The organism is Pseudorhodobacter sp. W20_MBD10_FR17 (assembly GCF_052119765.1).
Lineage (GTDB): Bacteria > Pseudomonadota > Alphaproteobacteria > Rhodobacterales > Rhodobacteraceae > Pseudorhodobacter.
The window spans coordinates 57,398-83,477 of the sequence record NZ_JBGQOQ010000003.1 but is presented as its reverse complement, the minus strand read 5'-3'; the positions used below and the strand labels follow the sequence as shown (position 1 = coordinate 83,477).

19 protein-coding genes are annotated in these 26,080 nt (G+C 58.9%); 15 read left to right on the top strand and 4 right to left on the bottom strand.

From position 1 onward, the window contains the following. The gene (locus ACEN2J_RS03005; RefSeq protein WP_442103175.1) at nt 1-558 is read left to right on the top strand and encodes a cysteine hydrolase family protein; all 558 of its coding nucleotides are present in this window, start codon (nt 1-3) and stop codon (nt 556-558) included. 190 nt (nt 559-748) lie between these two features. Continuing rightward, nucleotides 749-1,453: a Hint domain-containing protein gene (locus ACEN2J_RS03000; RefSeq protein WP_442103173.1), complete on the top strand. Its 705-nt coding sequence runs from the start codon at nt 749-751 to the stop codon at nt 1,451-1,453. Between the two features lie 15 nt (nt 1,454-1,468). Here ACEN2J_RS03000 and hrpB read toward each other — a convergent pair whose 3' ends face one another. After that, entirely contained in the window at nt 1,469-3,925 is a 2,457-nt protein-coding gene (gene hrpB / locus ACEN2J_RS02995; protein WP_442103171.1) for an ATP-dependent helicase HrpB, read from the bottom strand. 7 nt (nt 3,926-3,932) lie between these two features. Further along, nucleotides 3,933-4,664: a DUF3108 domain-containing protein gene (locus tag ACEN2J_RS02990; protein ID WP_442103169.1), complete on the bottom strand. Its 732-nt coding sequence runs from the start codon at nt 4,662-4,664 to the stop codon at nt 3,933-3,935. Nucleotides 4,665-4,840: 176 nt separating this feature from the next. Between ACEN2J_RS02990 and meaB the strand changes: the two genes are divergently transcribed. Continuing rightward, nucleotides 4,841-5,824, top strand: coding sequence for a methylmalonyl Co-A mutase-associated GTPase MeaB (gene meaB / locus ACEN2J_RS02985; protein ID WP_442103167.1), 984 nt, complete (start codon nt 4,841-4,843; stop codon nt 5,822-5,824). A gap of 167 nt (nt 5,825-5,991) precedes the next feature. Next, nucleotides 5,992-8,289 (top strand): glycosyl hydrolase family 28-related protein, encoded by a 2,298-nt coding sequence (locus ACEN2J_RS02980; RefSeq protein ID WP_442103165.1) that lies wholly within the window; start codon nt 5,992-5,994, stop codon nt 8,287-8,289. Between the two features lie 57 nt (nt 8,290-8,346). Here the strand turns inward: ACEN2J_RS02980 and ACEN2J_RS02975 are convergent, their stop codons facing one another. Then, complete coding sequence (locus ACEN2J_RS02975; protein WP_442103164.1) at nt 8,347-8,829, bottom strand: pyridoxamine 5-phosphate oxidase; 483 nt, start codon at nt 8,827-8,829, stop codon at nt 8,347-8,349. A 481-nt stretch (nt 8,830-9,310) separates the two neighbouring features. Between ACEN2J_RS02975 and acs the strand changes: the two genes are divergently transcribed. The 8 genes from acs (at nt 9,311) to ACEN2J_RS02935 (ending at nt 19,109) form a co-directional block, all read left to right on the top strand. Continuing rightward, nucleotides 9,311-11,275 (top strand): acetate--CoA ligase, encoded by a 1,965-nt coding sequence (gene acs / locus ACEN2J_RS02970; RefSeq protein WP_442103162.1) that lies wholly within the window; start codon nt 9,311-9,313, stop codon nt 11,273-11,275. Nucleotides 11,276-11,278: 3 nt separating this feature from the next. Then, nucleotides 11,279-11,959 carry an adenylate kinase gene (locus ACEN2J_RS02965; RefSeq protein WP_442103161.1) on the top strand — a complete coding sequence of 227 codons (681 nt, stop codon included), beginning with the start codon at nt 11,279-11,281 and terminating at the stop codon, nt 11,957-11,959. Nucleotides 11,960-12,022: 63 nt separating this feature from the next. Continuing rightward, on the top strand, nt 12,023-12,280 hold the full coding sequence (locus ACEN2J_RS02960) for a DUF4212 domain-containing protein (RefSeq protein ID WP_442103159.1): 258 nt from the start codon (nt 12,023-12,025) through the stop codon (nt 12,278-12,280). A gap of 15 nt (nt 12,281-12,295) precedes the next feature. After that, nucleotides 12,296-14,083 (top strand): sodium:solute symporter family protein, encoded by a 1,788-nt coding sequence (locus ACEN2J_RS02955; RefSeq protein ID WP_442103157.1) that lies wholly within the window; start codon nt 12,296-12,298, stop codon nt 14,081-14,083. Between the two features lie 60 nt (nt 14,084-14,143). Continuing rightward, nucleotides 14,144-15,967 (top strand): DUF294 nucleotidyltransferase-like domain-containing protein, encoded by a 1,824-nt coding sequence (locus ACEN2J_RS02950; protein ID WP_442103155.1) that lies wholly within the window; start codon nt 14,144-14,146, stop codon nt 15,965-15,967. A 41-nt stretch (nt 15,968-16,008) separates the two neighbouring features. After that, nucleotides 16,009-16,530, top strand: coding sequence for a hypothetical protein (locus ACEN2J_RS02945; RefSeq protein WP_442103153.1), 522 nt, complete (start codon nt 16,009-16,011; stop codon nt 16,528-16,530). A gap of 5 nt (nt 16,531-16,535) precedes the next feature. Beyond that, nucleotides 16,536-16,949, top strand: coding sequence for a response regulator transcription factor (locus tag ACEN2J_RS02940; protein ID WP_442103152.1), 414 nt, complete (start codon nt 16,536-16,538; stop codon nt 16,947-16,949). A gap of 72 nt (nt 16,950-17,021) precedes the next feature. Then, nucleotides 17,022-19,109 (top strand): exonuclease domain-containing protein, encoded by a 2,088-nt coding sequence (locus ACEN2J_RS02935; protein ID WP_442103150.1) that lies wholly within the window; start codon nt 17,022-17,024, stop codon nt 19,107-19,109. Between the two features lie 311 nt (nt 19,110-19,420). Here ACEN2J_RS02935 and truA read toward each other — a convergent pair whose 3' ends face one another. After that, nucleotides 19,421-20,191: a tRNA pseudouridine(38-40) synthase TruA gene (gene truA, locus ACEN2J_RS02930; protein ID WP_442103148.1), complete on the bottom strand. Its 771-nt coding sequence runs from the start codon at nt 20,189-20,191 to the stop codon at nt 19,421-19,423. Nucleotides 20,192-20,290: 99 nt separating this feature from the next. Between truA and ACEN2J_RS02925 the strand changes: the two genes are divergently transcribed. From ACEN2J_RS02925 to ileS, 3 genes are all read left to right on the top strand, one after another. Continuing rightward, entirely contained in the window at nt 20,291-21,739 is a 1,449-nt protein-coding gene (locus tag ACEN2J_RS02925; RefSeq protein ID WP_442103147.1) for a YcjX family protein, read from the top strand. Between the two features lie 26 nt (nt 21,740-21,765). After that, nucleotides 21,766-22,773: a YcjF family protein gene (locus ACEN2J_RS02920; protein WP_442103146.1), complete on the top strand. Its 1,008-nt coding sequence runs from the start codon at nt 21,766-21,768 to the stop codon at nt 22,771-22,773. 338 nt (nt 22,774-23,111) lie between these two features. Beyond that, nucleotides 23,112-26,057 carry an isoleucine--tRNA ligase gene (gene ileS, locus ACEN2J_RS02915; RefSeq protein WP_442103145.1) on the top strand — a complete coding sequence of 982 codons (2,946 nt, stop codon included), beginning with the start codon at nt 23,112-23,114 and terminating at the stop codon, nt 26,055-26,057. Nucleotides 26,058-26,080: the final 23 nt, after the last annotated feature.

The window sequence follows — 26,080 nt, the reverse complement described above, 5'->3', positions numbered from 1 at the left end:
ATGGCCACCGCGCTATTGGTGATCGATTGCCAGATGGAGTTTACCCGCCGGACTGCGGCGGGCATTCCGCGCTCTAACCCCGATGCCGAGGTCAATATCGCCAGTCTGATCGCGGCCTTTCGCGGCAAGGGGCTTGCAGTTTTTCATATCCGCCACGACGATCCAAACCCCAAATCGAGCTTTCGTCTGGGCACTCCGGGCGGCGAGGTGATGCCATGTGCGCAGGACTTGCCGGACGAGCCCGTTTTTGTAAAGCACGGCTCTTCGGCCTTTGCCGGAACTGGACTTGCGGCGCATTTGCACGCCACCGATGTCGCGCATTTGGTGATTATTGGCGCGGCGGTAAATTACTGTGTCGCCAGCACCGTGCGCATGGCTTCAGACTTGGGGTTTTCGGTGTCTTTGGTGCAGGATGCTGTGTTCGGTTTTGGCCTTAAAGGGCCGGATGGCGCGCGGCACGGGCCGGAAACGGTTCTTTCGGTCACGCTTGGCACTTTGGCCGAGTTTGCGACTATTGTTTCCACAACAGCCGTCGCAGACACATTGGCGACACGCTAGGGGCACCTCATGGCCGCAAACTGTTGCAAGAACGGATATTTGTTCCAAAACTCGGCCAATCAATCCCAATTGTGGCGAGATTGTGGCCGCAATTGTTTCCAATTCCATTCAAATGCCATAATTCCCGATCACTCTGGCCGTAAGGCCCAGCAAAAAGGGCCAGAGCAGTTTAAAAAAATATGAGGCCAAAATGGCGACGATCAACACCGGTTGGGGTGGTGGGCAAGATCTGGGCGCAGCCAGTGAGCGCTGGACGACGCAGAGTCTGAACGGCAATCAGGCCAGTTTCATTGCCGGTACGATGATTGCCACACCAAAAGGCGCGCGCGCGGTGGAAACCCTGCGGTCAGGCGATTTGGTGGAAACGGTTGATAACGGCCCGCAGCGCGTGTCGTGGGTTGGCGGCAGGTCGGTGATTGCGCAGGCTTCGGCCTTGCCGGTGTGCATTTCGGCGGGTGTATTGAGCAATGATCGCGATCTTTGGCTCTCGGGCGATCATTTGGTCTTGCTGTCGGGCGTTGATTGCCAGCGACTGTTTCGAGAGGCAGAGGTCTTGGTCGCTGCCGCGCATTTGCTGCGGCTTCCCGGTGTGTTTCGGGCTGTTGGCGTGGGCAGGGTCAGCTATCATCAGTTGTTACTGGCGCAGCACCAGCTTGTTATCGCCGATGGGATTCCGGCCGAGACGCTACACCTTGAACGCCAGATGTCTATCGTTTTCCCGTGTCGCGCGGCCAAGGTCGCGGCGAACCCTGCGCATGACCGTGTTCAGGCTATGCCTGCGGCGCGGCGGGTGTTGCAGGCGGATGAAGCACTGGCTTTGATCGGTCGACGTGTGGTGCGGCAGCGGATTATGCGGCCTGCTGATCGGTGCGAACTTGGCGCCCGAGCTGCCTAAGGGGCTGTTTTCGCTTTAGGTGCCACGCGGTTTGGCGCGCAGCGTCGGGTCTGCCTCGCGCGGGTCCTCGGGCCACGGGTGGCGGGGGTAGCGGCCGCGCATGTCTTTGCGTACATCCGCATAAGAATTGGTCCAAAACCCCGGCAAATCCATCGTCACCTGCACGGGTTTGCTGGCGGGTGACAGCAGGGTGATCCGCAGCGGTAACGCCTTTGGCCCCACGCAGGGGTGGGTGGTCACGCCAAACATTTCTTGCAAACGCAGCTCAATTCCCGGTGCTTCGCCGTCATAATCAATTGGAATGCGGCGGCCCAAGGGCGTTTCAAAATGCGATGGCGTCAACCGGTCCAGCAGTTGCATCGCGTCCCAGCCGATATGGGCGCGCAGGGCCTCGGTCAGGTCAAGGTTGCGCAGTTGGCCTTCGGTGCGGCAGTTGGCCAGGTAAGGCAGTAGCCAATCGGCGCTTGCTAGCAGGGCGGTATCGGATAGATCGGGAAGATCAGAACCATCAGCGCGACACAGGTTGACACGGGCGCGCAGGCGTTGGGCGGCGGGCGTCCACGGCAGGCCAAGCACGCGCAAGCCGTCAAAGGCGGCCACGGCCATTGCCTCGGGCGGGGCATCGGGCCAAGCGCGATCCTCCAGCACCAGCGCGCCAAAGCGTTCTTGTTTGCGGGCAGTGATTTTGCCTTCGCGGCGCGACCATTCGCAGACATCGACCCAAGTAATTTGATCGGCGAACAGGCTGCGCAGGTCGGCGTCATGCAGGGGCGCGGCTTGGCGGATTTTGGCCTCTCGCGCGTCGCCGTCAAGATCGGTGGCGACGATCAGGCGGTGGGCGGCAAGGGGCGTGCCCGCGTCCATCACAGCGCCTTTGCCACCTGACAGGATGTAGCGCGGCACATCGCCTTTACGCCGCAAGCCGATGCGGTCGGGGTAGGCGAGGGCGGCGAGTTGGCCGGGGGTAAGGTCGCTGGGGGTGTTGGATTGCGCCAGCCGTTTAACCTCGGACTTTATACGCTCAATCACGCCGCGATCTGGGGAGTAGGGGTGCGTTTCTTCAAACCGGCGCGGGTTGGCGATGGCGGCAAGACGCAGGGCCAGATCTGGCGGGGCGCCGCGCAGCGGGTCGCGCTCGGCCAAAAGGGCGGCAAGCGTGGCGGCATCGGGGCCGGCACCGGCGGTTTGCAACATATGGCCAAGGCGCGGGTGCAACGGCAATGCGGCCAGTGCGCGGCCATGGTCGGTGATGCGCCCGTTTTGCAACGCACCAAGCGATGTGAGCAGCACATGGGCCTCGGCCATCACGCCCGGATTGGGGGGCGTCAGGAACGCCAGCCCTTCGGCGCTGCCCCAAAGTGCGAGTTCCAGCGCCAGCGGGGTGAGGTCTGCGGCCTCTATTTCGGCGGGCGGAAAGGGGGCCATGCCGCCTTCTTCGCCTTTGGTCCACAAACGGTAACAGGTGCCGGGGGCGACACGGCCTGCGCGGCCACGGCGTTGTTCGGCCTCGGCCTTTGTGACCCGTTCAGTGACAAGGCGTGACATGCCGGAATTGGCGTCAAACCTTGCACGGCGCGACCGGCCTGCATCAACCACCACACGGATATCGGGCAGCGTCAGCGAGGTTTCGGCAATGGCGGTGGCCAGCACGATCTTGCGACCTGTCGCTTGGGGTGCAAGGGCAGCGCGTTGGTCGGCAAAAGACATATTCCCGAACAGCGGGCGGATGATGCACCCATCGGGCAGGCGGCCCTTTAGCGCGGATTCAACCCGGCGAATTTCGCCTTCGCCGGGCAGGAAGGCAAGCAGGCCACCGTCGGGGCATTCCTCTAAGGCTTGCAAAATCAGCGCGGCCGCCTCGGTTTCCAGCCGCGCGCGGGCGGGCATGGGGCGGGGCAGCCAGCAGGTTTCAACGGGAAAGGCGCGGCCCTCAGACGTGATGAGTGGCGCGTCACCCATCAGGGCGGCGACAGGGGCAGCATCAAGCGTGGCCGACATGACCAGCAAAATAAGGTCATCACGCAACGCGCTGCGCAGTTCCAGCGTCAGCGCAAGGCCAAGATCAGCATTCAGGCTGCGTTCGTGGAATTCGTCAAAGATCACCGCGCCGATGCCGTCAAGGCCGGGGTCGGATTGGATCATCCGCGTCAGGATGCCTTCGGTCACCACCTCAATCCGCGTGGCGCGGCTGACCTTGGAGTCGCCCCGCACTCGGTAGCCAACGGTTTGCCCCACAGGTTCGCCCAGCGTTTCGGCCATCCTTTCGGCCGAGGACCGCGCAGCAAGGCGGCGGGGCTCTAGCATCAAAATGCGGCCATTGCATAGCTCCGCTTCTAGCATCGCCAAAGGCACGCGGGTGGTTTTGCCTGCGCCGGGGGGGGCTTGCAGCACAGCCATGCCGCGCGCGCGCAGTGCCGCGATCAGACGGGGCAGCGCCTCGTCAATGGGAAGGGGTTGGACAGCTGTATTCACCGCGCCCTTATCGGCGTTTCATAGCGGCTTTACCATAGAGAGACTCCATCGCCACCTCGGTCACCCGCATGCGGCCATTGGCTGCGGGCTGGTAGGTTAGGCTAAAGGGAAAGGTCGTACGCTCGGCCATATCATCGGGTTTAAAGCCCGCGATGCGGCGGTACTGGCCCGAACAGATCACCGATTTGCCTTTGGCCTGCGGCTTTGACGTGGCAATCGAACTGACATAGCGACCATCATACATTTTCAGGCTGATCCTGCATTCCTGCCCTGCATCGACATCGCGCAAGATGGCGTAAAGCGCGGTCAAGGTGTCAACCGTGCCGCCCTGAGTGGCGGGGCTCACCTCTTTTTCGCGGGCCTCACGGGCGGGGGTGTATTGCACGGCGCTTGGCACGCCGCGGGTATAGGTCATCTTGCTGGTCGATTGCTTTTTGCCATTGTCGGATTTTTCGACATAGCTGAAAGGCGTGTAGCGGCTGCCGGAAACCGCGCCTTTGGCGGTGGCGGTATAGCTGATTTTACGAAACATCGCGGCAAGGCCTGCGCTTTTCAGCACGCCTGATACGGCATAATTACCGTTTTCCTCAACCCCCGAAAAGGCAAGGGTGGCGGCGCTGATACCACGGATCACAACGTCAAAGGTGGCCTTGTCTTCGACCTGCTGGGCAATTGCAGTAACGGGGAGGGCAGCGAAAATGGATAGGGCCAGTGTGGCAATGCGAAGCGATTTTGTCATGCTTTCCTCAGTTCTTTTATATGTTTTGGCCGTTTCGGGCATATTTTTCGTCGTACCCTCTGGAATATAGCGCTGGCGCGAGGCAAAAAACCCTTAACCACGGGAAGAAAGATGACAAAGCCGTCACCTTGTACCAAAACCCCCGTAAATCAAGCGAAACCTTGCCGGAGCCGCCAATGGATATTTCAGATATTGCAGAAAAGATCACGGCGGGTGACCGGCGGGCTTTGGCGCGGGCGATCACATTGGTCGAATCAACGCGGGCCGAGCATCGTGTGCAGGCGTTGGAACTGGCCGACCGATTGCGCGGTGGCGGGCGGCAAGCGCTGCGCATCGGGCTGTCGGGGACGCCCGGTGTGGGCAAATCGACGTTTATTGAAAGCTTTGGCCTGATGCTGGTGGCGCAGGGGTTGCGGGTGGCGGTGTTGGCGGTGGATCCGTCTTCGGCGCGGTCGGGGGGATCGATCCTTGGCGATAAAACGCGGATGGAGCGGTTAAGCCGTGAGCCGATGGCCTTTATCCGTCCGTCCCCCAGCCAAACCCACTTGGGCGGTGTCGCGCGTCGCACGCGTGAGGCGGTGGGGCTGTGTGAGGCGGCGGGGTTTGACGTGGTGCTAATTGAGACCGTAGGGGTTGGCCAATCGGAAACGGTGGTCGCCGAGCTAAGCGATTTGTTCATTCTGCTGCTGGCCCCTGCGGGCGGGGATGAGCTGCAAGGCGTGAAGCGCGGGATCATGGAGATGGCCGATATTATCTTGGTCAACAAAGCCGATGGCGATTTGAAAGCGGCGGCGATGCGGACCTGTGCCGATTATGCCGGTGCCTTGCGCTTGCTGCGCCGCAGGCCACAAGACCCTGATGGCTTTCCCAAGGCGATGACGGTTTCGGCGCTGGAACTGGCGGGGCTTGAGGTGGCATGGGCGGAAATGAAGACCCTGCGCGATTGGCGACAAAGCCATGGGCATTGGGACACACGCCGCGCCACCCAATCCCGCCATTGGTTTGAAGATGAGGTGCGCCAAGGCCTGTTGCGGGCGTTGACCGAACAGCCCAAAATCCGTGCTGCGATGGGTGCGATGGGCGCGGCTGTGGCACGCGGCGAGATGACGCCCGACAGTGCCGCCGCACAAATGCTGCGTGACCTTGCAGCGCATAAGTGAGCTTTGGCGCGCGGTGTGTTGCTCCTAATTGTTGCGTCTGGGCCAAGGGGCACCGAACGCTGGTCTTAGCCTGAATTAACCGAACCTTACTAATCCTGTTCCCTGTCACGGTAGGCCGCCAACGGCTTGTCTTGCGAAATGCGCACAAAACGTGAGGGTTTGGATCAATGAATAAGGTGATTACTGACGGGCTGGTGCTAACGCCCCCCCCGTTTTCAGCAGGGCTTAACCTGTGGTCGCGTGAGGATGGAACGGTCGGTTCGGGCAGTTATGGCAGCCAGCCCAATGCAGCCTATGTGCCCGCTGATGCCGATTTCGGCGGCTGTTTAGAACTGCTAAAAATATCATCCACACAAAAACTGCGGTCTTATGGGGAAACCCCGATTATTCCGGGGATGTATTTGCGGGTGACGGCGCGGGTTAAGGCGATCTCGGGCAGTTTGCCGTCGGTACGCATTGCGGGCTGGGCGGGTTCGTCGACCAATACCAACGTACCCGGCGTCACGCAGGTTGGGCCATCGGTGGCCCTCACGTCCTATGGTAAGGTTGTGACCGTGTCGGCGATCATCGCCACGTCGAACCGTACGGGCGTTGATATGGCCTGGGGCACGACGCCTGTGTACGGGCATTTCGGCCTTGATCTGACGGGGTCAAACGGCGGTGTTGTGCGGATTGATGATATCGAGATCGAAGATATCACCTCGGCCTTTTTGCGCGATTTGATGGATTGGGTGGATGTGCGCGACTTTGGCGCAATGGGCGATGGCACGACCGATGACGCCTCGGCCTTTGATGCCGCCGATACCTATGCGCGTGAAAATGAGGTGGCGGTGCTTGTGTCCAAAGGCACCTATTTTCTGAACACCAACGTCACCTTGACCAGCAAAGTGCGGTTTGAGGGCACTGTCACGATGCCCGATCAATACCGCCTTGCCTGCACGCGCGACTATAACCTTGATACCTACACCTCGGCCTTTGGCGATGAGGAAGACGGCTTTCGGCGCGGGCTGCAGGTGTTGTTTTACTATTCGGACCATTCGGTATTTGATCTGGGCGGGCGGCGCGTTATCCTGAAATCTCCGGTCGATGTGGCGGCTGTGTCGGGCCTGACGACATTGGTGCAACGCCGTGTTTTGGCAAACGGGATGATTGAGGCAGGCATCTCTACCGCGTGGGATGATGAGACGGCGACCTCGGTTGCCACCTATACCCCAAGCTCCAACGCATTTCGCCTGACGGCGGTTGCGAATGTGGCCAATATTATCGTGGGCTCACGCGTGACGGGTACAGGTGTTGGCCGCGAAATCTATGTGATGTCAAAAGATGTTGGCGCAGGCACGGTTACCCTAAGCCGACCTTTGTGGGGGGCATCGGGCACGCGCACCTATACGTTCACGCGCTACAAATATCTGTTGGATTTCAGCGGTTTTGCAAAACTGGGCCGGTTTGAGATCAAGGATATGGAGTTTCAGTGCAACGGACGTTCCAGCGCGATTATGCTGCCGCCGGCGGGGATCGGGAACATCATTTCCGACAGCACGTTCAATAAACCCAAAGATCGCGGGATCACCTCGATTGGTGAAGGCTGCCAAGGCCTGCATGTTGATCAATGCCAGTTTTTATCAAACGAGCAGCCAGCCCGTGTGCAAGATCGCACGACCATCGCGATGAATATCAACGCCAACGACCCCAAAATCCGCAACAATCGCATCGTCCGCTTTGCGCATTTCGCGATTTTGGGTGGGTCAGGGACTATACTTTCCGGCAATCACTTTTTCCAAGGAGATGATGAAACGGCAGGGGTGCGGCGGGCCGGTGTTGTCTTTACCTCGACCAACGTCAAAACGCTGGTTACCGGCAATTACATTGATAACTGCTATATCGAATGGGGCAATGAGCATGATTCCGAGCCGGAGTTTAACTCGGAATATTCCTTTGGGGGCCTGACGATCACGGGCAATATCTTTACCAGCAGCGATACCGCAGCATCGGCCAGTTTTGTTGTGATAAAGCCATACGGGCCCGGCCATTTCATCAACGGCTTTTCGATGAGCGATAACGCGTTTCGCACCGTCAATACCAATATTGACAGGGTAGATACGGTCGATACCACTTTTGCGACGCTGGATTTTGCACGCTTTCGCAATATTAACGTCGGGGCGAATGCGTTTAACGGCGTGAACCAAATCACGCAAAGCCCAGTGACGATTCAACATGATCAAAACACCGAGTCCAATACTTGGGTTGTCGATACGGGCGGTTATCTGCCCTTTGGCGCACGGGCGCGCAATCTGTCTGCGTTGACGACGGAAAACGCCATTCGAAATGCAGCGAATGCTACGGACTATTCGTTGCCATATGCAGAAACGGAAAAAGGCACCAACAGTCGCATGGTCAATTTGCGTTGGCCGCAGGCCGTGCGCGGGCGGGTGCAAGCGACTATCCGTTGCGACAACCCGAACTAAACTGGATTGGCGGTTACGGGATAAGGCGGGCTGGAAACGGCCCGCCTTTGGCATGGGTCACGCCGGTTTTGCGGCCAGATCTTGGGCTGTAATGGTGCGGGCCTTGCCAAAACCACCATTCAGCAAGCCACCAAGCGGCACCAGCCGGACAAAGGCAAAATCGGCGAAATCAATATAGAGCTTGGCTTTGGGGTGGGTTGCCAGCCACAGATCGCGCAAAACGCTGCGCTCGGCAGGGTCAGCAAAGCGGGCCGAGGCTCGCAGCCTCAGGCGCGGATGGGTCAGCGGGTCGCCCTTTGGCCCCGGCTCGCCCAGCATCAACGCACAGACGGGTTGCGCCTTCAGGGCGACAAAATGCGGGGCAAGCGCCGAAATCAGCGTCATTGGTGTGCCCGCCGCATCTTGCCCCAATGCGATACGGCTGATCCCTGCAAAGCCATCCTCGGCGGTATAGGCAAGCGCAGCAAAGGGCAGTGCCAGAAAACCCTGTTCTGTGGCGCGTTCAAGCGCATCTGCTGGCGGCGCTGGATTTTGTTTCACTCGGGGCCTCGCTGGTGGCAGCACCCAATTGATATAGGGGGGGCTTGCCCAAAACAAGCCAGCTTGAACCGCTGAAGATGGCCGTTGCGGCGATGCTGGATGCACCACCCCAAGGCGAATCACCCGAATCATTGGTCTGATAAGGCGTCCTGAGGGGCGCGCAGTAAAAACCTGTTGTTAATCGCGTAACGCAGGGTAAGCTGTACAGGACAAGCCTATACAGCAGCATGTTGCGCAAATTGTCACAGTTTTGTGAATGGCTATCAGCTTGAAAAACAATGCCAAAAAATTGCCTCAATTTTCTAAATTTACAAATACGACTCCCTATTCGTAAATTAATTTACAAGAAAATCATTGTTTCAAAAAGAGTTACGTAAAAATTGACTGTTGTGCTAAAGTGCATCCAAGGGAGAGTGTAGCCGCCGCGCTTTGTGGGTGGCGCCCAGGGGCAAACGCTTGCCCGTTATGAGGAGGAACAGTCATGTCGCAACCCGTTCAGGCCGGTACGGTCTATCCAGCTTCAGATGAGTTTATCGCAAATGCGCATGTAGATGCTGCCGCCTATGAGGCGATGTATGCCGCATCTATGGCCGATCCGGTCGCCTTTTGGGCCGAGCAAGGCAAGCGGATTGATTGGATTAAGCCGTTTACCAAAGTCAAAGATACCAATTTTAAGCTGGGCGAAGTCTCGATCAAATGGTTCGAGGATGGCAATCTGAACGTGTCCGCAAACTGCGTTGACCGTCACATGACCACCCGCGCCAACCAAACCGCGATTATCTGGGAGCCCGATCACCCCGATACGCCTGCCCAGCACATCACCTATGCGCAATTGCTGGAAAACACGTGCCGCATGGCGAACGTGCTAAAGGCCCACGGCGTGAAAAAGGGTGACCGCGTTGTCATCTATCTGCCGATGATCCCCGAGGCGGCCTATGCCATGCTGGCCTGTGCCCGTATCGGCGCAATCCACTCTATCGTGTTCGCGGGCTTCTCGCCGGATGCGCTGGCCAACCGGATCAACGGGTCCGAGGCAAAATGCGTGATCACCGCCGATTTCGCGCCCCGTGGTGGCCGCAAAACAGCGCTAAAGGCCAACACAGATGCGGCACTGCTGCACTGCGATGACCGCGTGAAGTGCCTTGTTGTGAAGCACACTGGCGATCAAACCACGTGGGTTGATGGTCGCGATATCGATGTTAAGGCTGAAATGGCCGAGGCGGCACCTTATTGCTCCTATGTGGAAATGAACGCCGAAGATCCGCTGTTCATCCTTTATACATCAGGTTCTACCGGCAAGCCAAAGGGCGTTGTGCATACGTCGGGCGGCTATCTGGTTTATGCGGCGATGACGCATCAGATGACCTTTGATTACCATGACGGCGATGTGTTCTGGTGTACCGCCGATGTCGGCTGGGTGACTGGCCACAGCTATATTATCTATGGCCCGCTGGCGAATGGCGCGACCACGGTCATGTTCGAAGGCGTGCCAACCTATCCAGACGCAGGCCGCTTCTGGGAAGTGTGCGCCAAGCATAAGGTGAACCAATTCTACACCGCGCCAACCGCCATTCGTGCGCTGATGGGCCAAGGCACCGAATGGGTTGAAAAGCATGACCTTTCCAGCCTGAAGCTGCTAGGCTCGGTCGGAGAGCCGATAAACCCCGAGGCGTGGAACTGGTACAATACCAATGTCGGCAAAGGCAAATGCCCGATCGTTGATACCTTCTGGCAAACCGAAACCGGTGGCCATTTGGTGACGCCACTTCCGGGTGCTATTCCGCAAAAACCGGGTTCGGCCACCAAGCCGTTCTTTGGTGTAGCGCCCATCGTGTTGGACCCTGCGAATGCTGCCGTTCAAGCCGAAACCGTGGCCGAAGGTGTGCTTTGCATCGCCGACAGTTGGCCGGGCCAGATGCGCACGCTTTGGGGCGATCATGCGCGGTTTGAAGAGGCCTATTTCAGCCAATACCCCGGTTACTATTTTACCGGTGACGGCTGCCGCCGCGATGCCGATGGGTACTACTGGATCACTGGTCGCGTTGATGACGTGATTAACGTTTCGGGCCACCGTATGGGCACAGCCGAGGTTGAATCGGCATTGGTCGCCCACGCGCTGGTCGCCGAGGCCGCCGTGGTTGGTTATCCGCACGAAATTAAGGGCCAAGGCATTTATGCCTATGTGACCTTGATGAACGATGTTGAGCCTACGGATGAGTTGCGCAAAGAGCTGGTCAAATGGGTTCGTACTGAAATTGGCCCGATTGCCAGCCCGGACCTTATCCAATGGGCACCGGGCCTGCCGAAAACCCGCTCGGGCAAGATCATGCGCCGCATTCTGCGCAAAATCGCCGAAAACGATTTTGCAGCCCTTGGCGACACCTCGACGCTGGCCGATCCATCGGTGGTGGATGAGCTGATCGATAACCGTATGAACCGGAGCTGAGGCATGACTGACGCAACTTCAAACCCAGTTGTCCTTATATTGCTTGGCCCCCCCGGGGCCGGCAAAGGCACCCAAGCGCGGATGCTAGAGGAACGCTTTGGCCTTGTGCAGCTGTCGACGGGCGATTTGCTGCGCGCGGCGGTGGCTGCGGGCACCGAGGCTGGCAAACAGGCCAAGGCTGTTATGGCCGCGGGCGGCCTTGTGTCGGATGATATCGTGCTGGCGATCCTAAAGGACCGCATGGCCGATCCTGATACCCGTAAGGGCGTGATATTAGACGGCTTTCCCCGCACTGCGGGGCAAGCCGAGGCATTGGACGGCTTGCTGAAAAGCACTGGCCAACGCGTGAATTCGGTGATCTCGATGGAAGTCGAAGACGCACCGATGATTGCCCGCGTTGCAGGGCGCTATACCTGCGCGGGTTGCGGCGAAGGCTATCACGATACGTTCAAACAACCTGCAAAAGCAGGTGTTTGCGACAAATGCGGTGGCACGGATTTCAAACGCCGTGCTGACGATAATGCCGAAACGGCGGGGGCGCGGCTTGCTGCGTATCACGCCCAGACGGCACCGCTTATCACCTATTACAGCGATCTTGGTGTTCTGGAAACGGTTGATGCGATGGCCGATATCGCATCCGTCGCAGCCGCCATGCAGGCCGCTGTCGCCAAGGTGATGGCGTAAAGGGAAGGGCTGCCTCTCTGTTCTGGAGAGGTGGTTGAGGGAACAAAAAAGGGAGTTACGCAAATGGCGGACAAATCATCGTCCAACGCCTATTGGGCCGCGAATATCCGGATCATCAGCATTAGCTTGGTCATCTGGTTCATGTGCTCATTCGGCTTTGGCATTCTTCTGCGCCCAATGCTTTCGGGTATCGCTGTCGGGGGCACTGACCTTGGCTTTTGGTTTGCACAGCAAGGATCCATTCTGGTCTTTCTCGTGCTGATTTTCTTCTACGCTTGGAAGATGGGTAAAATCGACGCCGAATTCGGCGTGGAAGAATAAGGGAAATCAGGAAACATGGATCAGTTTACCCTCAACCTTATCTTTGTCGGCGCGTCTTTCGCGTTGTACTTTGGTATCGCGATCTGGGCCCGTGCGGGCTCGACCGCTGAATTTTATGCCGCTGGTGGCGCGGTTCACCCCGTTCTGAACGGTATGGCAACTGGCGCCGACTGGATGTCGGCGGCGTCGTTCATCTCGATGGCGGGTCTTATCTCGTTCGGCGGGTATGACACATCGGCCTATCTGATGGGCTGGACCGGTGGCTACGTGCTGCTGGCGATGTTGCTTGCCCCTTACCTGCGTAAGTTCGGCAAATTCACAGTGCCAGAATTTATCGGCGACCGCTTCTACAGCCCTTCGGCGCGTATGGTTGCCGTTGTCTGCCTGATCATCGCATCGGTAACCTATGTTATCGGCCAGATGACCGGTGTTGGCGTTGCCTTCTCGCGCTTCCTTAACGTGTCGAACGCTACAGGCCTGTATATCGGCGCGGGCGTTGTGTTCTTTTACGCCGTTCTTGGCGGTATGAAGGGCATCACCTACACACAGGTTGCGCAGTATGTTGTGTTGATCTTGGCCTATACTATTCCGGCTGTGTTCATCTCGCTGCAACTGACTGGCCAGTTCTTGCCACCAATCGGCCTGTTCTCGGATCATACCGCTTCGGGCTTGCCATTGTTGCAAAAGCTGAACGACATCATTCAGGAACTTGGCTTTGCCAGCTATACCCAACAGCACGACACAACCTTGAACATGTTCTTGTTCACGATGTCGCTGATGATCGGTACTGCGGGTCTGCCACACGTTATCGTGCGTTTCTTTACTGTGCCAAAAGTGGCTGACGCCCGTTCGTCGGCTGGCTGGGCGCTGGTGTTTATTGCACTGCTTTACACGGTTGCCCCAGCTGTTGGTGCAATGGGCCGTCTGAACCTGACCACAACCATGTGGCCAAACGGTACGGCAGGCGAAGCGGTTTCCCTAGAAGACATCGCCAACAAGCCTCAGTTGCAGTGGATGCAGAACTGGGAAAAAACCGGTCTGTTGAAGTTCGAAGACAAAAATGGCGACGGCAAAATCCAGTATTATAACGACAAGTCCAAAGACGAAGCGTTCAATGCTGCGGCTGCTGCAAAAGGCTGGACAGGTAACGAGCTGACCGTGAACAACGACATCATGGTTCTTGCCAACCCTGAAATCGCCAACTTGCCAGGCTGGGTTATTGCCCTCGTGGCGGCTGGTGGTCTTGCGGCTGCTTTGTCTACCGCTGCGGGCCTGCTGCTTGCGATCTCGTCTGCGATCTCGCACGATTTGATCAAAGGCCAGTTGAACCCACAGATCTCGGAAAAGAACGAGTTGATGGCTGCGCGTATCTCGATGAGCGTTGCTATCGCGGTCGCCACTTACCTTGGTCTTAACCCTCCGGGCTTTGCCGCCCAAACCGTGGCACTTGCCTTTGGTCTGGCTGCTTCGTCGATCTTCCCAGCTTTGATGATGGGCATCTTCTCTAAGCGCATCAACAACAAGGGCGCTGTGGCAGGTATGTTGTCCGGCCTGTTGGTTACCATTGTGTATATCTTCTTGCACAAAGGCTGGTTCTTCATTCCAGATACCAACAGCTTTACTGATGCCAACCCGCTGCTGTTGTCGATCAAATCGACATCCTTCGGTGCGGTCGGTGCACTGATCAACTTTGCTGTGGCTTACTTCGTGTCGAACGCGACAAAAGCGCCACCAGCACATATCCAAGAGTTGGTAGAAAGCATCCGCATCCCTAAAGGTGCAGGCGCCGCAACCGGTCACTAAAACAACCTTGCCCTCCGGTGTTGCACCGGGGGGCATTTTCACCATACAGGACGACCGAAAATGACTATGCCCAACCCGGCCATCATCAGCTTTCTGGAAACCGTCCACCCTTATGACACGCTGTCAAAGGATGATCTGGCGCAGGTTGCAGGCGTGTTTGAACGCCGCGAATACGCTGCCGGAGATGAGATTTACAAAACAGGCCTGCCCTTGAACGGCATCTATTTGGTCAAGCGCGGCTCGGTCGAGGTGTTAGAGCCCTCTGGCGGGCTAGTGTCGCTGCTTGGCCCGCGCAATTCCTTTGGGGAACGTGGCCTGTTGCGGGACGGGTTGGCCGTCACGACCGCCCGCGCAACCGAAGATACGGTGGCACTGATGCTGCCGACCCTTGATTTCAAGCGCCTGATCGCAGGCTCTCCCGCCTTTGCCCGCTTTTTCAGCCGTGGCCGCACGGCTGAGGCACGGGGCGCCGATCTGACCACCCAAAAGGTTGCCGATCTGATGGCGCGCAAGCCCGTCACCATTGGCCCGAATGAGACGATCCGCGCAGCTGCCGCCAAAATGCGCGATGCCCATGTGTCCAGCCTTGGTGTGGTTGATGGTGACGCGTTTCATGGCATCGTCACGACCCGCGATATGACCAATAAAGTGCTGGCCATTGGTTTGGACGCGAACAGCCCCGTGTCGGGCATTATGACCCGCGATCCCGTGACCCTGACACCCGAAGATTTGGGCTCGGATATCCTGCATATCATGCTGGAACGCCGCATCGGCCATTTGCCGGTGGTCGAGGGCGCGCGGCTGGTTGGCATGGTCACGCAAACCGATCTGACCCGCTTTGCCGCCGTTTCCTCGGCCAGCCTTGTGCGCGATGCCGCCAGTGCCGAAACTGTGGCCGAAATGGCCGCCGTTACGGCCCGGATTCCGGCGTTGTTGGTGCAACTGGTCGGCAGCCATAACACGCATGAGGTGGTAACGCGCCTGATTACCGACATCGCCGATACCGTCACCCGCCGCTTGCTGGCCTTGGCCGAGGCGACGCTTGGCCCAGCCCCCGTGCCCTACCTTTGGCTGGCCTGCGGGTCGCAAGGCCGCCAAGAACAAACCGGCGTGTCCGACCAAGACAATTGCCTGATGCTGGATGACAGTGTGACCGATGCCGACATGCCTTATTTCGCAGCCCTTGCTAAATTTGTCAGCGATGGGCTGGACGTGGCCGGTTATTTCTACTGCCCGGGCGATATGATGGCGACCAACCCGGTCTGGTGCCAACCCGTGCGGGTGTGGCGCGAGTATTTCCGCAAATGGGTTAATACCCCCGATCCAACGGCGCAAATGCTGGCCAGCGTGATGTTCGACTTGCGCCCTATCGGGGGGGCTGTCAGCCTGTTTCGGGATTTGCAGGATGAAACGCTGCAAATGGCGGCGAAAAACTCGATCTTTGTTGCGCATATGATTTCGAACAGCCTCACGCACTCGCCGCCGCTTGGCCTGCTGCGCGGCTTTGCCACCATCCGGTCGGGCGAACACAAAAACCATATCGACCTAAAGCACAGCGGTGTCGTGCCTGTCACCGACCTTGGCCGCGTCTATGCGCTGATAGGAAAGTTGCCAGTGGTCAACACCCGCGCCCGCCTTCTGGCCGCCGAGGATGCCGGTGTGATCTCAATTTCCGGCGCGCGTGATCTGATCGAGGCTTATGATATGATCGCCGAAATCCGCCTTGAAAACCAAGCGCGGCTTATCCGGTCTGGCCGCAAGCCTGATAACTTTATGGCGCCTTCTGACCTGTCCGATTTTGAACGTTCGCACCTGCGCGATGCGTTTGTGGTGGTGCGGACCATGCAATCTGCGATCGGGTCTGCCCGCGGTGCCAGATCGTGACCCGATCGTGAAAAGGGCCTCCTTATGAAAGATGATACACTATGCTGATGGATTTGATCGGAACACTTGGTGCAGGGGCAGGGCTGTTCGGCTTTATCATCATCGCGCGGCATCTGTCTGGCGGGCGCTTGCCAAAATGGACAGTTCCGGCGGCGATTGGCGGCGGTATGCTGCTGTTTTCGATCTGGAATGAATACACGTGGTACAACCGCACCACAGACGCTTTGCCTGCCGATGTTATTATATTGTCGTCGCCCACCGACAAAGTGCTCTACCGTCCGTGGACGTACCTGTTCCCCGTTTCGACGCGCTTTGCCGCCCTTGACCGCACGGGTATGGTCAAAAGCATGGAAAACAGCGCGGTTCGGCGTGCCGAGGTGATGTTGGTGCAGCGTTGGGTTGCCACGCAGCGGGTGCCGATTGCGTTTGATTGCGCCAATGGCCGCCGCGCCGATTTGCTTGATGGCACAACCATTGCCCCCGATGGCACGCTGACCGGCGGCACATGGGACGATGTTGGAACGCAGGACGAACTGCAACGCGCCGCATGTCAGGAAAGGTGAAAACCATGCCGACCGATCAAGGGACAACGTCTAAACCAGCGTCTATACTTCGGGGGCCTAAAATTTTGGTGGTCGAGGATGAGGATAACATCGCGCTCGCGCTCGACTATCTGCTGACCCGTGAAGGCTATACCCATGACCGGGTTGCCAATGGCGGCGAGGCGCTGGCCCGCATCCGCAAGATGCGCCCCGATTTGGTGTTGTTGGATGTGATGCTGCCCGAAATGTCGGGGTATGAGATTTGTCAGGCTATGCGGCTTGATCCCGATTTGGCCGAGGTCAAAATCTTGATGATGACAGCCCGTGGTTCGGCGATTGAGCGCAAAAAAGGCCTTGCGCTGGGGGCAGACGGGTTCATCTCAAAACCATTCGAGCTGGCCGAGTTGCGGGCCGAAGTGCGCCGCTTGATTGAGAGCTGAGGCACGCGACAAGCGGAAAGGGAGTATGATGCAGAATACCCGCGTGACCCTAATTCCCAAGGCGGTACAAAGATGAGCTTTTCCCTTGAAAGCCTTAGCCTGCGGGTGCGTGTGTTCCTGTTCTTTGCGGCCCTTGGTCTTGGCGCGGTTGTTCTGCTGTGCCTTGGGTTGATGGTTGGATATCAACACCTTGGCGCCCCCGAAAGCCTGAATGCGTTTGTGCAAGGTGGCGTGATCGGCAGCTTTGGCGTGTTGGGTCTGACGGCGGGCATTTGGTACTTGTTTGATGTGAATGTGTCCAAGCCGATTGACCTGCTGGCCGGTGCCTTGCGGGCGCGGGCCCATGCCGATATCGGCGCCGCGATGGACCCATCCGTCGCGCGGTATCTCGGCGACTTGGCCCCCGCCGCCCAAGCCACCGCGCACAGCCTGTCGGAAACCCGCAATGCGTTGGCCGAGGCTGTGGCGCGCGAAACCACGCGCCTCTCGACCGAGAAAAACAAGCTGGCGGCGCTGTTGTCGGATGTGCCGGTGGGGGTGCTTTTGTGTTCGGGCGATCATCAGCTGGTGTTTTACAATGGCATGGCGGTTGATCTTATTGGCAAGGCGACCAAAGGCGTGGCGCCGGGGTTGGACCGCAAGCTGTTTGACTATCTGCGCGAAGGCCCGATCCGCCACGCCCATGCCCGCCTGTGCGAGGCCGAAGACCCCGATGCCGCATCGGACCTGCTCTGCGCGACCCGCGATGGTGTCCAGATTTTGGCCGCACGGATGCGATTGCTGCCAAATGAGGGGGCTGCCCCCGGCTATGTGCTGACCCTGCGGGATGTCACTGCCGATCTGGCAGCCCATACCAAGCGTGAGGCGCTGCTGGCCGAAGTGCTTGACCGTGTGCGCAGGCCTGCCGCAAACCTGCGTGCGCTGCTGGCTGTGCTGCCCGAAGGCAGCCAAACCCCGCCCGCGATGGACGCCGCCCTGCGGCAAGAGGCTGACGGGTTAAGCCGCGCCATCGCGGACCTTGCCAAGCGCAAAGATGAGGGCCAGGCCGATTTGCTGCCGCGCTCTCCCTTGCGCATCGCGGATCTGACCGATGGTTTGCGCGCAAGGTTTGAGGCAGGCGGTCTGATGCTGACCGCGGAGGATGTGCCGTTGTTGTTGCGCTGTGACGGGTTTGAAATGGTGTCGCTTTTGGCCTCTATTGGGCTGCGCACCGCCGCTTTGCTTGATGTCAAAAGCTTTGAGCTGACGGTTGAGGAAGACAGCACAGACGCGCTTTTGCGGTTGTGCTGGACCGGTGCGCCCTTGCGCGTTATTGACCTAGAACAATGGTTAGAGGCCGGGCTGGATGACGATGTTCCGGGCGTGACAGGGCACAGCGTTTTGATCAGTCACGCAACCGATATTTGGCCCGAAGAACTGGTGAACGGTCGTCACTCTATCTGCATGCCCGTCCGCATCGCGCGGCGTACCGGCCCAAGGCCAAAACCCATCGCCCGCGCTGTGGTGTATGATTTTGATCTGTTGGGCAAAGAGCGCAATGCCAAGGTTGCAGAACAGGCCTTGGCCGACCTGACCTATGTTGTGTTTGATACTGAAACGACAGGGCTTTTGCCCGGCCAAGGTGATGAGATTGTGCAAATTGCCGCCGTGCGCATCGTCAATGGCAAACGGGTAGAGGCCGAGGTGTTTGACAGTTTGGTCAATCCGGGCCGAACTATTCCAGCAGCCTCAACGGTGGTGCATGGGATTACCGAGGCGATGGTCGCAGACGCACCCGATATCGCAACAGTCGGCCGCGCGTTCCATAAATTCGCCGAAGGGGCGGTGCTGATTGCTCATAACGCCCCTTTTGACATGGAATTTCTACGCCGCCACGAACCCGCCATCGGTGCGCGTTTTGATAACCCGATCTTGGATACCGTCCTGCTGTCGGCCGTGATTTTTGGCCAACATGAAGAACACAGCCTTGACGCACTAACCCACCGCCTGTCGATCACCATCCCCGAAGAGGCGCGCCATACCGCGATCGGGGATAGCGTTGCCACGGCAGATGCCTTTCTAAAGCTGTTGCCGATGCTACAAGGGCGCGGATTAACCAGTTTTGGCGCTGTTTTGGCCGAACTGCGCCGTCATGGCCGCTTGCTTAAGGATTTGAATTAGGTTCGGTCGGAAGGCGAGGCAGGGGGCATTCTGCCCCCTCTTGGCCGTAAGGCCAATTCACCCCCTGAGGATATTTTCACCGAAAAGAAAGCGGTTTAGAAAGTTTTAACCACATATGGCTAATACTGGCATTGCGGTACAGGCTGGGAAGCCGATGACCGCCCGGAGAGAAAGCTCCCCGTCGCTGGAGAAATCCCCGATGGGGTGCTGGACCTTTCGCTTTCTTTTCGGCAAAAATATCCTCTGGGGGAATTCGCCTTCAGGCGAAGGGGGGCAGACAGCCCCCGCTACCGTTTCTGCTGGCCACCCTATCAGGCAAACGGGTCCCTCGGATAGATGACTCCGTTTAAATATAGTCCCTGTGGTGGGCAAACAGGCCCGCAAGCGGCGCGGTCTTTGGCGGCCAAAACTTCGGCCACTTTTTCGGGTGCCCACGCGCCTGCGCCCACACGTTCCAAGGTTCCGACGAACGATCTGACCTGATTGTGCAAAAACGACCGTGCGCGTAGATTGAAGCGGTATTCGCGGCCTTCGGGGTAGTCCAGCTCGGTGATGACGATTTCGTCCATGGTTTTGACGGGCGAGGCTGATTGGCACATGCTTGACCGAAAGGTGGTGAAATCATGCAGGCCGATTAAATGCGCAGCCCCTTGGCGCATGGCGTGCAGATCCAGCGCGTGGCCGACCTGCCACACCAGCCCATGGTCATGGGTCACAGGCGGGCGGCGGGTAACCAGTCGGAACAGGTAGCGTCGTTCTTGGGCCGAGAACCGCGCGTGGAAATCATCCGGCACCAAGGCGCAAGCCACGACCGAGACGGGCAGGGGCCGCAGGTGTGCGTTCAGCGCGCCGGTCAGGCGGAACGGGTCCCAGTCTTTGACCAAATCGCAATGCGCCACTTGGCCCAGCCCGTGTACGCCTGCATCGGTGCGGCCTGCGGCGGCAATCGTGTGCGGCCCCGCCTCTAACCGTGCAAGGGCGGCTTCAATAGCGCCTTGCACCGTGAGTTGCCCCTCGGATTGGCGTTGCCAGCCGTTGAACGGCCCGCCCTCGTATTCGATTTTTAAAGCATATCTCGGCATAGGCTTTCGGTTACCGCGCGGGATTTGCTCTGGCAAGAGGCTGATGCAGGTTTGTGCGGCTTTCCCCTTTGATCCATCGGGCAGAGCGCCTATCTTAATATGATAAAGCAAGAAAAAGGGCGATATGTGCTGGGTGGGATTACAGATGGCCTGAGCCGTGGGGTGGATGCCGCGATGTCGGGGGTTTCCGAGGCGTTGTTTGAGCCAGTCATCCGGCTGGGCGTGACGGGCCTGTCGCGGGCGGGCAAAACCGTGTTTATCACCAGCCTTGTGGCCAATCTTTTGGACCGTGGGCGGATGCCGCAATTCAGTGCAGCCCCCCGCATTGACACCGCCTTTTTGCAGCCGCAGCCAGATGATACTTTGCCACGGTTCGACTATGAAACCCATCTTGCCGCGCTGACCGGTGCTGCGCCGCACTGGCCTGCCTCGACCCGCGCAATATCCGAGTTGCGGCTGTCGTTGCGGGTGCGGCCTTCGGGGTTTTTCGGCGGGCTGATTGGCGGGCTGACGGGGCCGCGCACCATTCACCTAGATATTATCGACTACCCCGGTGAGTGGCTGTTGGATCTGTCACTGATGGGCAAAACCTATGCTGATTGGTCCGAGGCGACGTTGTCACGCATTGCCCAACGCACGCAGGCCGCCGATTTTATGGCGCAGGCGCGGGCCGAGGATGCGAGCCTGAAGCTGGACGAACCCCGCGCCCAAGCCCTTGCTGCCAGCTTTACCACCTATCTACAAACGGCCCGCGCGGCGGGGTGGTCAGATTGCACGCCGGGGCGGTTCTTACTGCCGGGGGATTTGGCGGGCAGTCCGGTGTTAACCTTTGCACCTCTGCCGAAACCCGGCAGTACGCCGCGCGGCAGTCTGTGGCGTGAAATGGACCGGCGGTTTGAGGCCTATAAATCCCGCGTTGTGCGCCCGTTTTTCCGCGATCATTTTGCCCGCATTGATCGGCAGGTGGTGTTGATGGATGTGCTGGGGGCCATACACTCGGGGCCGATGGCGCTTGAGGATATGCGCCGCACGTTGGCCGAGATTTTGGGCGCATTCCGACCGGGGCAGAACGGCTTTCTCAGTTCGATTTTGCTGGGGAAACGGGTGGATAAAATCCTGTTTGCGGCCACCAAGGCCGACCACTTGCACCATACGCAGCATCCGCGCCTGACCGCGATTACCGAGGCGCTGCTGCGTGAGGCGCGTGACCGCGCGGCCTTTAGCGGGGCGGAAACCAGTGCGATGTCGCTGGCCGCACTGCGCGCCACGGTAGAGGAAACGCGCAATCACGGCGGGCAAAGCCTTGATCTGGTGCGCGGGACTTTGCTGGAGACCGGAAAGCAAGCGGCGATGTTTGCAGGCGTGTTGCCCGAAGACCCGAACCACCTGCTTGGCCCTGCGCGCAAGGGCGAGGCGGCGTGGTTGGATAATGATTATTCGGTTATGTCCTTTGCGCCCGCGCGGCTGACATTGCGCCCGGGTGACGGGCCGCCGCATATCCGGTTGGACCGCGCTGCCGATTTTTTACTGACGGACCGTTTGGGCTAACCCCGCGTGTTTGAAAAGGAGCCGATATGGCCAAGCCTGTGCTGATAAATCTTGATGAGGCGTCCAGCCAAACCCCGTCGGATGCGCCGCCGGTGCCCGATTTGGGCCTGCCAACGGGCCGCGCGATGGAGGGGGCGGCAGCCGTTGCGGTGGCGCAGCCGTCGGGTTTGGTGCGCTTTGCGGTTTGGGTGCTGGGCAGCCTGATTAGCTTTATGATCTCAGTTGCGCTGTATGATTTTGTAACGGGGTTGCTGGCGCGAAATTCGGCTCTTGGCTGGGTGGCGTTTGGGTTGATCGGCCTTGCGATAGCGGTGCTGTTGGTTCTGGCCCTGCGTGAGGCGCTGGGGTTTTACCGCTTGGGGCGGCTGGACCATCTGCGCGCCGAGGTCGAGGCCGCGCGGCAGGCGGACCTGCTGAAGCCTGCTGCCAAGGTGGTTGACCACATGCTGTCGCTGTACAAAAACCGCCCAGATCTGCGCTGGGGGGCCGCAAGATTGGCCGAACGGCGGGCCGATGTGTTGGACGGTGACGGGCTGTTGAACCTGACCGAGGTAGAGCTGTTGGGGCCGATTGACCTTGCGGCGCGGGCCGAGATTGAGGCGGCAGCGCGGCGTGTGGCAACGGTGACAGCAATTGTGCCGCTGGCGCTGGCCGATGTGGTGGTGGCGCTGTTTTCTAACCTGTCGATGATCCGCAAAATCGCGGCGCTCTATGGCGGGCGCTCGGGGACTTTGGGCAGCCTAAAGCTGTTGCGGCGGGTGTTTTCGCATTTGCTGGCGACGGGGGCCTTGGCGCTGGGCGATGATCTGATCGGGTCTGTCGCAGGGGGCGGGATATTGGGCAAGCTGTCGCGGCGGTTTGGTGAAGGTGTGGTGAATGGCGCGTTGACCGCCCGTGTGGGCGTGGCCGCGATGGAACTGTGCCGCCCGATGCCCTTTGCCGCTTTGCCGCGCCCTAAGGTGACAAATCTGATGAGCCGCGCACTGACGGGCGTGTTTGACGGGTTCACCAGTTCTGATACGAAGGGTGAGTGACCCTGTCAGTTTTTAGGTATTTTTGCCAAGATGAAATGAACGGGTTGTGAACACTTTGCCGACCGCAGCGGGGCAACGCGTATCGGGTCAGGGCAGGGCACCGCAGATTGCTGTTTTCGGTTTGCCAACCTTTTGCTTGCGCCTGCATTGCATGGCTAGACCACACGCCAAACCCCGCGTATAACGCGGCTATGCGACAGATATACGCGAAAACCATACGAATTAGCCGCCCGGCGCTCTGAATTTCTTCAGGTGCCGGGATCAATAGCGCAGCGATTACGCGCGCGGCCTTGTTTTCGACTGTCCCCCTCATTTTTGATCCGTAAGGAAATCCGCCCATGTGCGCCGATACCCCCAACACTACGCCCGACTATAAAGACACAGTGTTTTTGCCCCAAACCGATTTTCCGATGCGCGCAGGCCTGCCCGCACGCGAGCCAGAGTGGCTGGCGCGTTGGGAAAATATCGGCATCTATGACCGTTTGCGTGAAAAGGCCGCGTCTCAGGTTGGGGGGCGCAAGCCATTCACGCTGCACGATGGCCCCCCCTATGCCAACGGCAACCTGCATATCGGCCACGCGCTGAACAAAACCATCAAGGATATAATCGTGCGCAGCCATCAAATGATGGGCTTTGACGCGCGCTATGTGCCGGGTTGGGATTGCCACGGCTTGCCGATTGAGTGGAAGATCGAAGAACAGTACCGCAAGAAGGGTCTTGATAAAGACACAGTGGATATTGTCGATTTCCGCCAAGAGTGCCGCAGTTTTGCAACCGGCTGGGTGGATATCCAGCGTGAGGAATTCAAGCGTTTGGGCGTGACTGGCAACTGGGCAGACCCTTATTTGACGATGGATTACCACGCCGAAACCGTGATCGCGCGTGATTTTATGGCGTTTTTGATGAACGGTTCGCTGTATCAGGGGTCTAAGCCTGTGATGTGGTCGCCAGTGGAGAAGACCGCGCTGGCCGAGGCCGAGGTGGAGTATCACGACCATACATCGCATACCATTTGGGTGCGGTTCCCGGTGGTGGCAGAGGGTGCTTCCGGCGGAGGTACTTTTGTCAAGATGAATGCGAAAGTGGTGATCTGGACCACGACGCCTTGGACCATCCCACAAAACCGTGCGGTGTGTTTTGGGCCGGGGATTGCATATGGCCTTTATGAGGTGACGGGCGCGCCAGAAAATTCGCAAGCGGTTGTGGGTGAGAAGATCATCCTTGCCGATGCGTTGGCCGCGCAAGTGTTTGCGGCGGCGAAGCTGGAAGACGGCATGACCGCGCGTTTGCGCGATGTGACAGCCGATGAACTGGCGGGGCTGACGCTGGCCCACCCCTTCCGTGGGGTTGAGGGCGCCGAGGGCGAGTGGGACTTTGACGTGCCGATGCTGCCGGGCGACCATGTGACCGATGAGGCGGGGACTGGCTTTGTACATACCGCGCCCAGCCACGGGGATGATGACTATCAGGTTGGTCTGAAATTCGGCCTGCCGATGACCTATAACGTCGAGCCCGATGGCAGCTATCGCAAGGACCTGCCGATCTTTGGCGGGCAGTCGATCATCAATGCCGATGGCAAAGATGGCCCTGCGAATGTTGAGGTGATCAAGCAGCTTGCCTATGCCGGTGGGTTGCTGGCCAAGGGTAAGATCAAGCACAGCTATCCGCATTCGTGGCGGTCCAAAGCGCCGGTGATCTATCGCAACACGCCGCAGTGGTTTGTCGCGATTGATGCCAAGCTGAACGATGGCATGGGCGCGCAGGGCGACACGATCCGCACGCGCGCGCTGTCGTCGATTGACCAGCTGGTGAAATGGTGGCCGCAATCGGGGCGCAACCGCATTCACTCGATGGTCGAAAGCCGGCCCGATTGGGTGCTGTCACGCCAACGCGCTTGGGGTGTGCCGCTGACCTGCTTTGTGAAAAAGGGCGTGCGGCCAACTGACGCCGATTTCCTGCTGCGCGACGCGGCGGTGAACCAGCGCATCTTGGCCGAGTTTGAAACGCATGGCGCCGATATCTGGTACTCGGCCGGTTTCAAAGAGAAAATGCTGGACGGGCTGCATGACGCCGATGCCTATGAGCAAATCTTTGACGTGCTGGATGTGTGGTTTGACTCAGGCTCTACCCACTCGTTCGTGCTGCAAGACCGCGCGGATGGCACGGCCGATGGCATCGCCGATGTCTATATGGAAGGCACCGACCAGCACCGTGGTTGGTTCCAGTCGTCGCTGTTGCAGGCCTGTGGCACCAAGGGCCGCGCGCCCTATCGCAACGTGGTGACGCATGGGTTTACGCTGGATGAAAAGGGCATGAAGATGTCTAAATCCATCGGCAATATCATTGCGCCGCAAGCGATCATTGATGAATACGGCGCCGATATTTTGCGGCTGTGGGTGGCGCAAACCGACTATACGGTTGACCAGCGCATCGGTAAGGAAATCCTGAAAGGCGTGGCTGACAGCTATCGTCGCCTGCGCAATACCATGCGGTTTATGCTGGGCAACCTGTCTGGCTTTGACGATGCCGAACGGGTGGATGTGGCGGATATGCCCGAGCTGGAGCAGTGGGTGCTGCACCGCTTGGCCGAGTTGGATATTGAGGTCCGCAAGGGCTATGCCAAGTTTGATTTCCAAGGCGTGTTCCAAAAGCTGTTCACCTTTGCGACGACCGATCTTTCGGCGGTGTTCTTTGATGTGCGCAAAGATGCGTTGTATTGCGATCCGGTCGATAGCCTGCGCCGCCGTGCTGCGCGCACTGTTTTGGACCTGTTGTTCCAGCGTTTGACCACTTGGCTTGCGCCGATTTTGGTGTTCACGATGGAGGATGTCTGGCTGTCGCGCTTCCCCGAGGATGGTAGCTCGGTGCATTTGCAAGACATGCCAGAGACGCCAAGCGATTGGTTGAACCCTGCTTTGGCAGCGAAATGGGTGGGCATTCGCGCCGCCCGCCGTGCCACTGTGGCGGCGTTGGAGGTGCAGCGCAGCGCGAAGGTGATCGGTGCCAGCCTAGAGGCGGCCCCCGTGGTGCATGTTGAAGATGCAGACCTGTTGGCGGCGCTGAAATCGGTGAATTTTGCCGAGCTGACCATCACGTCATCGCTGCAACTGACCGGCGATGCCGCCCCGTCCGAGGCGTTCCGCCTGCCCGAAGTGCCGGGGATTGCGGTGGTGTTTGAAATGGCACCGGGTGAGAAATGCGTGCGCTGCTGGCAGATCTTGCCCGATGTTGGCACGCATAAACACGCCTGCACCTGCGCGCGGTGTAACGCGGCACTGGGCTAATATGTTGAGGGCGGGGTCATCCC

Bases quoted from the DNA above. Each gene is read 5' to 3' on its own strand.
- ACEN2J_RS03005 (WP_442103175.1), top strand. From the start codon at position 1: ATGGCCACCGCGCTATTGGTGATCGATTGCCAGATGGAGTTTACCCGC.
- ACEN2J_RS02945 (WP_442103153.1), top strand. From the start codon at position 16,009: ATGCTGATGGATTTGATCGGAACACTTGGTGCAGGGGCAGGGCTGTTC.
- ACEN2J_RS02965 (WP_442103161.1), top strand. From the start codon at position 11,279: ATGACTGACGCAACTTCAAACCCAGTTGTCCTTATATTGCTTGGCCCC.
- ileS (WP_442103145.1), top strand. From the start codon at position 23,112: ATGTGCGCCGATACCCCCAACACTACGCCCGACTATAAAGACACAGTG.
- ACEN2J_RS02980 (WP_442103165.1), top strand. From the start codon at position 5,992: ATGAATAAGGTGATTACTGACGGGCTGGTGCTAACGCCCCCCCCGTTT.
- ACEN2J_RS02960 (WP_442103159.1), top strand. From the start codon at position 12,023: ATGGCGGACAAATCATCGTCCAACGCCTATTGGGCCGCGAATATCCGG.
- meaB (WP_442103167.1), top strand. From the start codon at position 4,841: ATGGATATTTCAGATATTGCAGAAAAGATCACGGCGGGTGACCGGCGG.
- ACEN2J_RS02925 (WP_442103147.1), top strand. From the start codon at position 20,291: ATGATAAAGCAAGAAAAAGGGCGATATGTGCTGGGTGGGATTACAGAT.
- ACEN2J_RS02935 (WP_442103150.1), top strand. From the start codon at position 17,022: ATGAGCTTTTCCCTTGAAAGCCTTAGCCTGCGGGTGCGTGTGTTCCTG.
- ACEN2J_RS03000 (WP_442103173.1), top strand. From the start codon at position 749: ATGGCGACGATCAACACCGGTTGGGGTGGTGGGCAAGATCTGGGCGCA.
- ACEN2J_RS02955 (WP_442103157.1), top strand. From the start codon at position 12,296: ATGGATCAGTTTACCCTCAACCTTATCTTTGTCGGCGCGTCTTTCGCG.
- ACEN2J_RS02920 (WP_442103146.1), top strand. From the start codon at position 21,766: ATGGCCAAGCCTGTGCTGATAAATCTTGATGAGGCGTCCAGCCAAACC.
- ACEN2J_RS02990 (WP_442103169.1), bottom strand. From the start codon at position 4,664: ATGACAAAATCGCTTCGCATTGCCACACTGGCCCTATCCATTTTCGCT.
- ACEN2J_RS02940 (WP_442103152.1), top strand. From the start codon at position 16,536: ATGCCGACCGATCAAGGGACAACGTCTAAACCAGCGTCTATACTTCGG.
- truA (WP_442103148.1), bottom strand. From the start codon at position 20,191: ATGCCGAGATATGCTTTAAAAATCGAATACGAGGGCGGGCCGTTCAAC.
- acs (WP_442103162.1), top strand. From the start codon at position 9,311: ATGTCGCAACCCGTTCAGGCCGGTACGGTCTATCCAGCTTCAGATGAG.
- ACEN2J_RS02950 (WP_442103155.1), top strand. From the start codon at position 14,144: ATGACTATGCCCAACCCGGCCATCATCAGCTTTCTGGAAACCGTCCAC.